Here is a 13,427-nt window from a genome sequence, read left to right as displayed (position 1 = left end):
ATTATCACTTGTTCGGGAAACCCATTTTACTGCGACTAAACAACTCAATCAATTAAACCCAAACAATCAAATATATGGTTTTTTACCGTCTTTTTAGGGGTAGGCCTTTGGCGTATATACCTATTCAATTCATAAGAGTTATGAAGCTGATAATTATTTTAATGTCTATTGGTATTCTTCATGTAAGTGCCAGTGGATATGCTCAGAGAATTACTTTATCTGAGAAAAATGCCTCTCTCGAGAAAATTATTAATAAAATTAGAACGCAGTCAGGCTACGACTTTCTGGGTAACACCAAGTTAATTCGTAGCGCAAAACCGATTAGCATCAATGTTAAAGGTTCTACTATTGAAGAAGTCCTGCAGATTTGTTTTGCAGGGCAAGACCTAACTTATGCGTTGAACAGCAACATTGTTGTGATCAGAAAAAAAGCTGAAACTACAAGTTTATCCGGTTTTACAGTCGCTGTTGCGGCAATTGACGTACGTGGACGTGTTATTGATGAAACCGGACTTCCTCTTGGTGGCGCTTCGGTAAAATTAAAATCCGGTGCTAAAGCAGTAGGGACGGATGCAGCAGGAAATTTTGTGCTTAAAGGCGTAGAAAGAGGTGCCATTTTAGTGGTTTCTTATTTAGGTTACCTTCCAAAAGAAGTTAAAGCAACAGAAAATCTGGGAGATATCAGACTGGATCAGGACGCCAAAGTACTTGGTGATGTGCTTATTAATGTCGCTTATGGAACTTCAAAGAAATCTGCATATACAGGCGCTGTAGCTACTGTAGATGCTAAAGAATTAGAAAAGAAACCAGTAACTAATTTGCTATCTGCACTAGCAGGAGCCGCACCAGGTGTTCAGGTGAACGCTGGAAGCGGACAGCCGGGTTCAGGGCCAGATATTCGTATCCGTGGTTTTGGTTCCATCAATAGTTCGAATAGCCCATTGTACATTGTAGATGGAATCCAGTATGATGGAAATATTGGAAACCTAAATGCGGATGATATTGAAAATATCAGCATCCTGAAAGATGCGGCGTCCTCGGCTTTATATGGTTCAAGTGCTGCAAATGGGGTGATTTTGATTACCACTAAAAAAGGTAGGGCGAATAAAGAACAACTGACTGTTAGAGCATTGCAAGGATTTACCTCACGAGGTGTTCCTGAATATGATAGGGTTAATGCTTATGAGTATTATCCACTTGCATGGCAAGCTTTTAGAAATAGCTTGGTGTATCCAGTGAGTGCTACCGCGGTACCTATGCCAATAGATGCAGCTAATACCTTGGCGAGTAATGAGATCAAAAACTTGTTGATGAACAATCCATTTAATGTAGCTGATAACTCAATTGTAGGGACAAATGGTTTGTTAAATCCGAACGCACAATTGAAATATGCGGATGATCTGGACTGGTTAGAAGGTTTGAAAAGAACCGGATCAAGATCAGATTACAGTATGGCAGTTAGTGGTGGTTCAGAAAAATCTGATTATTATGTTTCTTTGGGCTACCTAAATGAAAAAGGTTATATTATCCGTTCTGATTATAACAGATTTAATGGAAGGATTAATGTGAATTCTAAACCGCTTAGCTGGTTAAAAACAGGGATGAATATTTCTGGTAACATTACTAAATCTAATCAGGCTGATGCTGATGGAAGTGCAAGTTTTGTAAATCCGTTTAATTTCTCCAGAGGTATGGGACCAATTTACCCTGTGTATGCACATGATCCGGTAAGCGGAGATTACTTGCGTGATTCAAAAGGAGATAAAATCTATGATACTGGAGGTCTACAAGGTGTTTTAGGGATCCCTAACAGACCTTCTGGCGCAAGTCCAGGTCGTCATATCCTTGAGGAGACCTTGTTAAATCAGACACAGATCAAGAGAAATGTATTGGGTGCAAGAACTTATGCCGAAGTTACCTTTTTAAAGGATTTTAAGTTTACTACCAATCTAGGTGTGGATGTTACCAATTATTTTTTTAACGATTATCAGAATAAAATCGTTGGTGATGGTGCGCCAAATGGTAGGGCTAGAAATACGTCGACCACTACGACCTCTTATACACTTGAGCAATTGTTAAACTATAACAAAAAGGTAGATAGACATACTTTTGGTGTTTTATTGGGACATAACAATTACGATTATGATTATAAATATTTAACTGGTGCGAGAACTGGTCAGATTTTGGATGGAAATGTGGAGTTGGGGAATTTTGCGACTACAACTGATTTGGATTCCTACATTGACGATTATAAAAAAGAAGCTTATTTCGCAAGGATGAATTATGATTTTGACTCGAAATATTTCTTTTCAGCTTCCTTCCGTACAGACGCCTCTTCTAAATGGAACGATGGAACCCGATGGGGTAAATTCTATGCCATAGGTGGAGCATGGGTTGCCAGTCAGGAGGATTTTATGAAAAATATAGAATGGATTAATTATTTAAAAGTTAGAAGTTCTTATGGATCATTAGGTAATGATGGTTTAAGTTCGTTATATCCATCAAGAAGTTTTTATGCCTTAGGTTATAACAATGGTCCTGAACCAGGTGTGCTATTTGCTAACCTTGCAGATCCAGTTTTGACTTGGGAAACTAATACTCAGATAGATCTGGCAGTCGAATTCGGTTTATTTAATAATAGACTACGTGGTACATTTGAGTTGTTTGACAGACGTTCAACCGACTTATTGTTTAAAGTGCCATTGTCACTATCGAGTGGTATTGGAATTGAAGATGGGGATCCTTTCGGTAGCAGTATTTCCAGAAATCTTGGAAACATGAGTAATAAAGGTATTGAGATTCAGATTGGTGGAGATATTGTGAAAACTACCGATTTTAATTGGGATCTTAACGTAAACTGGACCTTGGTGCGTAATAAAATCACAAAGATGCCAGAAGTACAGCCTACTATTATCGATGGAACAAAACAATTGGCTGTTGGTGTTTCTCGTTATGAATACTGGTTACGTCAATTTGCAGGTGTAGATCCAAAGGATGGTGCATCATTATATCAAATGAACACTACTGCTAATCACTTACCAGCAGACCTCAGAACAATTGATGGACAGACTTATACCATCAATGCTAATAATGCACTTTTTGCCTATTCTGGAAATGCAATTCCTAGGTTTGACGGAAGCTTCACCAATACATTCAGGTATAAACAACTGACACTTTCTGTACAGATGAATTATGGAGTAGGTGGAAAATCATACGATTCTAACTACCAGAGCTTAATGTCTTACAGTTCTTATGGATCGGCACTACATGTGGATGCATTGAAGAGCTGGAAGGAAATTGGTGATCCTTCGGGAATTCCAAGACTTGATGTGGGTAGATCTACGATGAACAATGCCACTTCATCACGTTTCCTTATAGATGCTTCTTACCTTGATCTTCGTTCAGTAAACCTGAGTTATGCTGTGCCTCAAATGTGGGTAAAAGCTACTGGTTTGAACAAACTTAATGTTTTTGCAACAGGTGAGAATCTTGCCTTGTTCTCTAAACGTAAAGGATTAGACCCAAGACAGAACTTTAGTGGTGTGAATTCAAATGCTTATACTCCATCTAGAATTGTGAGTTTAGGATTAAGTGCAACATTTTAAATTAGACAATTATGAAAAATCTACACAAAATATATTTGCCATTGGTAGTACTCGTTTTGTCAGTGAGTGCGTGTAAAAAAGAATACCTGGATGTTGAGCCTACTAATCTTGTAGCTGTTGATGCAGTTTTCACGACAACAGCAAATGCCATGACTGCCTTGAACGGAATCCATAGGTCTCTGTATGTTCAATATGCCAGACAGGAAGAAGGTGGACAGGGTGCTGTGAACCTGAATATTGATTATATGGGTAACGATCTGATCAATTCTGTAAGTACGACTGCATTTGGTGTTCATAAATGGGTGACTCATAGAAGTGCAACAAATGGTAATAATAGTTTTCTCTATACCTTTTATTATAGGATTATTGAGAATGCAAATATGATCATTGACAAGATTGATGCAGCTGAAGGAACTGATGCTGATAAAAAGCAGATCAAAGGTCAGGCTTATGCCTACCGTGCCTGGGCTCATTTCGCCCTGGTTCAGGTTTATGCAAAACGTTACGACAAAGGTGCTTCAAATACACAAGCGGGTATTCCAATCAAAATCACTTCTGTTTTGGATAATGATACCCCAAGATCTTCTGTTGAGCAAGTGTATGCTCAAATTAATAAGGATCTTGATGAGGCTATTGTTTTATTGAATGGTGCAACTCCAAGAAAGAACATCTCACACCTTAACCTAAATGTAGCAAAAGGACTAAAAGCCAGGGTTGCATTAGCACAAGGACTGTGGACTGTTGCAGCTCAAAATGCTGTGGAAGCGAGAACTGGATTAGCGCTGATGCCGGCTGCCGATTACCTGAAAGGTTTTAACAGTGTAACTAACCCGGAATGGATGTGGGGAAGTATGCAGCAAGAAGATCAGACTACTTATTTCTATTCTTTCTTTGCTTATATGGGTACTTACTCTTCCACTGCAAACAGATCTAATCCTAAACGCATTAATTCTGCCTTGTATGATAAAATTGCGGCAACTGATATCCGTAAAAGTGTTTGGGATCCAACAGGAACCAATACAGCTTTCCCGATCCCTACGGGTGGAATCAGATCTAAGCATATGCAAAGGAAATTCACGAATGCAGGTGCAAGTAGTATTGGAGATGTGGTGAACATGAGGGTTGCAGAAATGTATTTGATTGAAGCAGAAGCTAAAGCTCATTTAGCAGTGGAAGGTAATGCGGCTGAAAATGTGAATGCACAGAACGCCTTGTTTACGCTTGCTAAAAATCGTAATGCGTCTTATGTACTATCAACTAACACAGGTGCTGCGCTTTTAGAAGAGATTCTTGTTCAGAGAAGAGTGGAACTTTGGGGAGAAGGATTTGGTTTCTTTGACCTGAAACGTCTGAATTTGCCTGTAGATAGAACAGGTGGAAATGCAACACTTGCAATTTCTGGAGTGCTTACTGTTCCAGCAGGTGGAATTGAATGGCAATGGGCAATCCCTCAAGCGGAAATCGATGCAAATAGGGGTATTGGTCCAGGCGGACAAAATCCATAGTTAACCTTATATATTTTATAAAAGGCTGCCCCTCCGAAAAGAGAAGGCAGCCTTTTTTGTTTGAATATCCGGGCCAGAGATGAGGCGAAAAAGATCAGATCAGGGTCATAACTCAGGCAAATCAACTGCTTTTACCCAATGATTCTTGTTATTTTAGTCTTTTTCAATTGCATCATTATTACTTTTTAAAGTATCTTTGCAGCACTTTATGAATATGATCTCTTTCTTCGAAACCCCATCTGCCAAGATTTATGTCTTGCAAGTAAACCGAAGCCTTACACCAGCTGATATTTCAAAATTAAGTTGGCTGTTTGGAGGCGCAAAAGTTAAAACCGAAACTTCCTTAAGTGGTTTCTTTGTAGGCCCAAGGGCAGCAATGGTGACCCCATGGAGCACGAATGCGGTAGAGATAACCCAAAATATGGACCTTCATGGTATAGTTCGTATCGAGGAGTTTGAAACGGTAACTGCTGACGCTTCGGATTTTGATCACATGTTGTTTCAAAAATATGAAGGACTAGGTCAGGATGTATTTACAACTAATGTTCAGCCAGAATCTATTCTGGAAATCTCTGACATTGCTGCTTATAACAAGCAGGAAGGATTGTCATTGAGCGACGAAGAAGTAAATTACCTAAACCAGTTAGCTGAAAACCTTGGTCGTAAGTTAACCGATTCAGAAGTATTCGGTTTCTCTCAGGTAAACTCTGAACACTGTCGCCATAAAATCTTCAACGGAAGATTCGTAATCGACGGCGAAGAAAAACCTTATTCTCTATTTAAAATGATCCGCCATACTTCAGAAGCACACCCTAACGGTATTGTTTCTGCGTATAAAGATAACGTTGCCTTCGTAAAAGGTCCGGTAGTACAGCAGTTTGCTCCAAAAAGAGCAGATGTGCCTGATTATTACCAGGTAAAAGATTTTGAATCCGTAATTTCAATCAAAGCGGAAACACATAACTTCCCAACTACAGTAGAGCCGTTTAACGGTGCTGCAACTGGTGCAGGTGGAGAAATCAGAGACAGACTGGCAGGTGGACAAGGTTCATTGCCTCTTGCAGGTACTGCAGTATATATGACTGCTTTGTCGAGATTAGAAGAAAATCGTCCTTGGGAAGCTGGTGTTGAAGAAAGAAAATGGTTGTACCAAACGCCAATGGATATCTTAATCAAAGCTTCTAACGGTGCTTCAGATTTTGGTAACAAATTCGGTCAGCCACTAATTACTGGTTCTGTGCTTACTTTTGAGCATGAAGAAGAAGGTAGAAGATTAGGTTTTGATAAAGTGATCATGCTTGCAGGTGGCGTAGGCTACGGTAAAGCAGATCAGGCCTTAAAACATAAACCAAGTACAGGTGATAAAATTGTCATCTTAGGTGGTGAAAATTACCGTATTGGTATGGGTGGAGCTGCGGTTTCTTCTGCAGATACTGGCGCATTAGGTTCTAGCATCGAGCTGAATGCCATTCAACGTTCTAATCCGGAAATGCAGAAAAGAGCAGCTAATACCGTTCGTGGTATGGTAGAAAGTGATATTAACCCTATCGTTTCTATTCATGATCATGGGGCTGGTGGTCACTTAAACTGCCTTTCTGAATTGGTTGAAGAAACAGGTGGATTGATCGACCTGGATAAACTTCCAGTTGGAGATCCTACGCTTTCTGCGAAAGAAATCATCGGAAACGAATCTCAGGAACGTATGGGATTAGTGATCGGAGCAGATAGCATCGATACTTTACATAAAATTGCAGAACGTGAGCGTAGCCCAATGTATACCGTTGGTGAAGTGACCGGTGATCATCGTTTTACTTTCGCTTCTAAAACTACTGGCTTAAAACCAATGGATCTGGAATTGAAAGACATGTTTGGCAGCTCGCCAAAGGTGGTGATGGAAGATACTACGATCGACAGGAAATACGAGCCTGTTACTTATGATATTAATAAATTAGATACCTACCTTGAGCAGGTATTACAATTGGAAGCTGTAGCATCTAAAGACTGGTTGACGAATAAAGTTGACCGTTGTGTAGGTGGTAAAGTAGCCAAACAACAATGTGCTGGTCCATTACAATTGCCATTAAACAACTGTGGTGTAATGGCATTGGATTATCAGGGAAAAGATGGTATCGCGACTTCAATAGGTCATGCACCAATCTCAGCTTTGATTGATCCTGCTGCAGGTAGCCGTAACGCTATTGCTGAATCTCTTTCCAACATCGTTTGGGCACCATTAAAAGACGGATTAGATAGCGTTTCGCTTTCTGCCAACTGGATGTGGGCTTGTAAAAACGAAGGTGAAGATGCCCGTTTATATGAAGCGGTTAAAGCATGTTCGGAATTTGCCATTGAATTAGGAGTAAACATTCCTACAGGTAAGGATTCCTTATCGATGAAACAGAAATATCCTGATGGAGAAGTAATCGCTCCAGGTACAGTGATCATTTCTGCAGGTGGTCATTGTGATGACATTACCGCAGTTGTAGAGCCTGTTCTTCAGAAAAATGGTGGTTCTATCTATTACATTAACTTATCAAATGATACTTATAAATTAGGTGGATCTTCTTTTGCACAGATCATGAACAAAATTGGTCATGAAACTCCTGATGTAACCGATGCTGCTCAATTTAAAAACTCATTCAATACGATTCAACAATTGATCAAAACTGGTAAAATCCAGGCAGGTCATGACATCGCTAGCGGTGGTTTAATCACTACGCTATTGGAGCTTTGCTTTGCAGACAGAGACCTTGGGGCTGCCATCGATCTTTCTGAATTGAGCAATGATGACTTGATTAAAGTGTTGTTCGCAGAGAATATTGGTATCGTATTCCAGGCTGATGCTTCTGTAGAAGGATTATTAGTAGAAGCTGGTGTTGCTTACCATAAAATTGGTATCGTGAAATCTGAGCCAACATTAACGGTGAAGAACGCAACAAGCAGCCATAGCTTTGATATTGATCATTTACGTGATGTATGGTTCAAAACTTCTTACCTATTGGATCAAAAACAAGCAGGTGCTGTGAAAGCGAAAGAACGTTTTGATAACTACAAAAACCACGTCTTAAACTATACTTTCCCATTACAGTTTGATGGTAAAAAACCTTCTTTTGATGCTTCTAAACCAAGACCAAAAGCAGCGGTATTGAGAGAAAAAGGTAGTAACTCTGAGCGTGAATTGGCGAATGCCATGTACCTTGCAGGTTTCGATGTGAAGGATGTACACATGACAGATTTAATATCTGGTCGTGAGACTTTAGAAGATATCCAGTTTATCGGTGCTGTTGGAGGTTTCTCTAACTCAGACGTGTTGGGTTCTGCGAAAGGTTGGGCTGGTGCATTCTTATACAATGAGAAAGCAAGAGTAGCTTTAGAAAACTTCTTCAAACGTGAGGATACGCTTTCAGTAGGTATCTGTAACGGGTGTCAGCTATTTGTGGAATTAGGATTGATCAATAAAGATCATGAAGAAAAACCCAAAATGCTGCACAATGATTCTCAGAAACATGAGAGTATCTTTACCTCATTGACGATCCAGGAAAATCACTCTGTGATGTTATCCAGCCTTGCCGGAAGTACATTAGGAGTATGGGTTTCACATGGTGAAGGTAAATTCCAGTTGCCATATGCAGAAGATCAGTATGGTATCGTAGCTAAATATGCTTACGAAAGCTATCCTGCTAATCCAAACGGTTCTGATTACAATACTGCAATGATGTGTGATCAATCAGGAAGACACTTAGTAATGATGCCACATATTGAACGTTCATTGTTCCAATGGCATTGGGCTAACTATCCAAAAGGACGTAAAGACGAAGTATCTCCATGGATGGAAGCTTTTGTAAACGCCAGACAATGGTTAGAAAGCAAATCTAAATAATATAAAATTAATCGCCTCCTGAATCAAATTGGGAGGCGATTTTTCGTTTATAAGGAACCAGATTCCTACTTTAGCAATGCTTAAAATCATTGTTATGAAGAATGTCTTGCTAGCCAGCACCTCTACCTTATTTGGAGAAGAATACCTTGCTTACCTGTTGCCGGAGCTTTCTGGTTTCTTTAACGGAGTTTCCGAAATTGTATTTATTCCTTTCGCCCGTCCCGGAGGCATCAGTCATGATGATTATACCGAAAAGGTAAGGGAAACGTTTGCAACAATAGGGATTAAGGTACGCGGATTGCATACTTTTTCTGAGCCTGAAGCCGCCATTGCGAAAGCAGAAGGCTTTTTTACCGGTGGTGGAAATACCTTTTTACTGGTTCAACAACTCCATGACTTAAACCTGATGGAGGTATTGAAGCAGAGAGTAGAAAGCGGGATTCCTTATTTAGGAACCAGTGCAGGCAGTAATATCGGCGGGGTTAATATGAAGAACACCAATGATATGCCGATTGTGTATCCTTCTGATTTTACCACAATGGGCTTAGTTCCCTTTAACCTTAACGCCCATTATCTGGATCCTGATCCAGAAAGTACACATAACGGAGAGACTCGCGAAACCAGGATCAAAGAATTTCATGTATTTAACGATACCCCTGTAGTTGGACTGAGAGAAGGTAGCTGGGTACGCGTAAATGGTTCGGTTGTGACTACGGAAGGCAGTAAGAATTCCAGGATCTTTCTTGCCAATACGGTACCTTACGAATTGAAACCAGGATCAGTATTGAAATTCTGATAACGGAAGGTGATGAAAAAAATAAACACTTATACTTTTTATCCGCTCGGTGATTCAGCTATTGTGATTCAGTTTCCTGATCAGATTAGCGAAGCCATTCATCAACAGCTGAGGGCAGTAACGGCTTATCTTGATGAAAATTCATTCGAGGGATTCATCGAGTATACCCCTGCTTTTACTTCAGTAACGATCTATTATCAGCCCTGGATTATACGCTATGAAGAGATACAGGGCTTATTAGAGGAGATGATGAAGGAGTTGATGGAGGATTCAGCGCCTCGCACTGCAACATTGATCGAAATTCCGGTGGTTTATGGGGGAGATTTTGGCCCTGACCTGGAATTTGTTGCAGCCCATAACCATTTGAGCGTTGAAAAAGTTATTGCCATCCATACGGCTGCCGAGTATTTGGTTTATATGATTGGATTTGCACCAGGTTTTCCTTACCTGGGTGGGATGAATGAAAAAATTGCTGCGCCTAGAAAAGCACAACCCAGGGCAAAAGTTGCTGCAGGAGCGGTAGGGATTGCAGGACAGCAAACGGGGATTTATCCTATAGAAACACCTGGTGGCTGGCAGATTATCGGCCAAACGCCGCTGTCATTATTCGACCTGAACCGCAAAGAGCCGGCTTTACTAAAAGCAGGAGATCGATTGAAGTTTGTGGCTATTTCTGAAAAAGAGTTTATACAAATAAGGAGGAATGATGGGGATTAAGGTTATTAAAGCAGGAATGCTAACTACTGTTCAAGACCTTGGCAGAACGGGATACCGTAAAGATGGACTTACTGTAAGCGGTGCAATGGATGAGGATGCGTTAAGATTAGGCAATTTATTGCTGGGGAATGCAGCAGGAGAAGCCGGTTTGGAATGTACTTTAACAGGTCCGGAGATACTTTTTGAAAGTGATGCACTCATTGCGATTACCGGTGCTGATTTGTCGGCGAAAATAGATGGACTTCCTGCTGAGCTATGGCGTCCGTTGTTGCTGACTAAGGGTTCGGTCCTTACTTTCGGACAAGCCATTGCCGGTTGTCGTACGTATTTAAGTGTTCAAGGTGGTTTTGACCTAAGTCCGGTATTGGGAAGCCTTTCCACTTATCTGCCTGCAGGTTTTGGTGGTTTCGAAGGACGAGCCTTAAAAAAGGGCGATCGGATTGCTTTTAAGTTGGAAGTTCCGCATTTACCGGTAGCTATGAACTGGACCTTAAGTAAGGATCTATATACGCCAACCGATAAAAATATCATCCGTGTAATGAAAGGACCTGAGTTTGAATTGTTCGGAGAAAAAAGCCTTGCCGATTTATTTATTAGTCCATTCAGCATCAGTAAAGCTGCCGATCGGATGGGCTACCGACTGGAAGGTCCAGTATTGCAATTGAAAACAGCTAAAGAAATGCTTTCTTCAGCTGTTACTTTTGGAACGGTACAAGTGACCTCAGAAGGAAGTCCGATTGTTTTAATGGCTGATCATCAAACCACAGGTGGGTATCCAAGGATCTTACAGGTACTGCGTACAGATCTTGGGAAATTGGCACAACTCCATTCCGGAGCGCAGATCCAGTTTGAACTCCTTAGCTTGAAGCAGGCACAGACGCTTTTAATTGCCAGGGAGCAGGAAATTAATCAACTTAAACAGAGTTTAACTTTTAAATATATTTCATCATGATTAAATCCCTTACTGTAGACCTGAATTGCGATATGGGGGAAGGTTTTGGCGCATTTGACATCGGTAATGATGCTGCAATTATGCCTTTTGTTTCTTCCGTTAATATTGCTTGTGGTTTTCATGCAGGAGATCCTGCAGTGATGAAAAAGACGGTCAGGTTAGCGATCAGTCATGGTGTAGCCATCGGGGCACATCCTGGATTGCCGGATTTGCAAGGTTTTGGAAGAAGAACAATGGCGATTTCGCCAGAGGAAGCTTACGATATGGTCATTTATCAGGTAGGTGCCCTTGCTGCTTTCCTTAAAGCGGAAGGTGGAAAGATGCAACATGTGAAACCTCATGGAGCATTATACAATATGGCAGCCACCGATAAAACGTTGGCAGAGGCTATTGCACTGGCCATTTATAAGATCGATCCAGCTTTGATTTTGTATGGTTTATCGGGTTCTGAATTGACCCTTGCTGGTGAGAAAATAGGTTTATCGGTAGCCAATGAGGTCTTTGCCGACCGGACTTACCAAGAAAATGGAACGCTTACGCCTAGAAAAGAACCGAATGCTTTGATCACAGATCCAATATCTGCAGTTGCCCAGGTGATACAGATGATTACAGCGGGGACGGTGCTATCCACGCAGGGAACACTGTTGAAGATTGAGGCAGATACAGTTTGTATCCATGGAGATGGGAAAACTGCGGTCGCCTTTGCCGAACAACTTCATACGGCATTGAAAAGTGCAGGAATGCAACTTGGTTTACCAGATTTATCAAACCCTAACGTATCGACCCAATGAAAGTCATAAAAAACCGAAGTGTCCTGATTGGGGCTGCCTTCTTAATGGCAACTTCTGCCGTTGGACCGGGTTTCTTAACCCAGACTACCTTTTTTACACAGTCTCTGGGCGCAAGTTTTGGCTTTGTGATCCTGACTTCTATCATCATAGATATTGGCGTACAACTCAATATATGGCGGGTAATTGCTGTATCTGGGAAAAGAGCGCAGGATATTGCAAATATGCTCTTGCCTGGATTGGGAGGTTTTATCTCTTTTCTGATTGTTCTTGGCGGATTGGCCTTTAATATTGGAAATATAGCGGGGGCAGGCCTGGGACTTCAAGCGTTATTAGGGATTTCTGTGATCAATGGATCGATCATTTCTGCCGCCTTGGCCATAGCTATTTTTTTAGTCAGAGAAGCAGGGAAGGCGATGGATCGCTTTGCACAGGTAATGGGTTTTGTGATGATTATAGTGATCATTTACATTGCAATTACCTCGGCGCCTCCAATTGGAGAAGCCGCATTACGTACGATTGTACCCTTAAAAATAGATTTTATAAGCATTGTAACCCTGGTTGGTGGTACTGTAGGTGGCTATATTACATTTGCTGGCGGCCACCGTTTACTGGATGCAGGAATTAAAGGAAAAGAGTCACTGCCTTCCGTAAATACGAGTGCAGTAATGGGGATTTCGGTAGCTTCATTGGTCCGCGTATTTTTGTTTTTAGCCTCTTTGGGTGTAATCAGCCAGGGATTGGCCATTAATGCAGCGAATCCAACAGCTTCCGTGTTTCAATTGGCGGCAGGTGATATTGGTTACCGCTTGTTCGGATTGGTGATGTTCTCTGCTGCGGTCACATCTGTGATTGGTTCCGCCTATACTTCGGTGTCATTCATCAAATCTTTTAGCGTTAAAATCAAGGAAAAAGAACGATTGGTGATCATTGTCTTCATTTTGATTTCAACGATCATCTTTGTGCTGGTCGGAAAACCGGTGAAACTGTTGATTCTGGCTGGTGTACTGAACGGATTTATCTTGCCGGTTACCCTGGCTACAATTCTTTTCGCTGCGTATAAAAAGGAGATTGTTGGCGATTATAAGCATCCGATCTGGCTGAGTATTTTTGGCGGATTGGTTGTGCTGATTGTAGGGGTGATGAGTGTAAAAGTGTTGATTGATATGATTAGCGGGTAGCGG

8 protein-coding genes are annotated in these 13,427 nt (G+C 41.1%); all 8 read left to right on the top strand.

Annotated elements, in window-relative coordinates; translation table 11 throughout:
• Positions 1-140: 140 nt before the first annotated feature.
• The 8 genes from R2S10_RS08390 to R2S10_RS08355 all read left to right on the top strand — a co-directional run bounded on the left by R2S10_RS08390 (position 141) and on the right by R2S10_RS08355 (position 13,424).
• Positions 141-3,605, top strand: coding sequence for a TonB-dependent receptor (locus R2S10_RS08390; RefSeq protein ID WP_316840004.1), 3,465 nt, complete (start codon positions 141-143; stop codon positions 3,603-3,605).
• An 11-nt stretch (positions 3,606-3,616) separates the two neighbouring features.
• The gene (locus R2S10_RS08385) at positions 3,617-5,110 is read left to right on the top strand and encodes a RagB/SusD family nutrient uptake outer membrane protein (RefSeq protein WP_316840003.1); all 1,494 of its coding nucleotides are present in this window, start codon (positions 3,617-3,619) and stop codon (positions 5,108-5,110) included.
• 214 nt (positions 5,111-5,324) lie between these two features.
• Complete coding sequence (gene purL / locus R2S10_RS08380) at positions 5,325-8,990, top strand: phosphoribosylformylglycinamidine synthase (RefSeq protein WP_316840570.1); 3,666 nt, start codon at positions 5,325-5,327, stop codon at positions 8,988-8,990.
• A 94-nt stretch (positions 8,991-9,084) separates the two neighbouring features.
• The gene (gene pepE / locus R2S10_RS08375) at positions 9,085-9,786 is read left to right on the top strand and encodes a dipeptidase PepE (RefSeq protein WP_316840002.1); all 702 of its coding nucleotides are present in this window, start codon (positions 9,085-9,087) and stop codon (positions 9,784-9,786) included.
• A 12-nt stretch (positions 9,787-9,798) separates the two neighbouring features.
• Entirely contained in the window at positions 9,799-10,503 is a 705-nt protein-coding gene (gene pxpB / locus R2S10_RS08370) for a 5-oxoprolinase subunit PxpB (RefSeq protein WP_316840001.1), read from the top strand.
• Positions 10,490-11,455 (top strand): biotin-dependent carboxyltransferase family protein, encoded by a 966-nt coding sequence (locus R2S10_RS08365; RefSeq protein WP_316840000.1) that lies wholly within the window; start codon positions 10,490-10,492, stop codon positions 11,453-11,455. Before pxpB ends, R2S10_RS08365 begins: the two co-directional genes overlap by 14 nt.
• Positions 11,452-12,246, top strand: coding sequence for a 5-oxoprolinase subunit PxpA (locus tag R2S10_RS08360; protein WP_316839999.1), 795 nt, complete (start codon positions 11,452-11,454; stop codon positions 12,244-12,246). The genes R2S10_RS08365 and R2S10_RS08360 overlap by 4 nt, the downstream gene beginning before the upstream one ends.
• Complete coding sequence (locus R2S10_RS08355; protein WP_316839998.1) at positions 12,243-13,424, top strand: NRAMP family divalent metal transporter; 1,182 nt, start codon at positions 12,243-12,245, stop codon at positions 13,422-13,424. Before R2S10_RS08360 ends, R2S10_RS08355 begins: the two co-directional genes overlap by 4 nt.
• The last annotated feature ends 3 nt before the right edge of the window (positions 13,425-13,427 follow it).

The organism is Pedobacter gandavensis (assembly GCF_032678745.1).
GTDB lineage: Bacteria > Bacteroidota > Bacteroidia > Sphingobacteriales > Sphingobacteriaceae > Pedobacter > Pedobacter gandavensis_C.
Note: the sequence above shows the minus strand (reverse complement) of the source record. Positions and strands in the feature narration are given on the sequence as shown.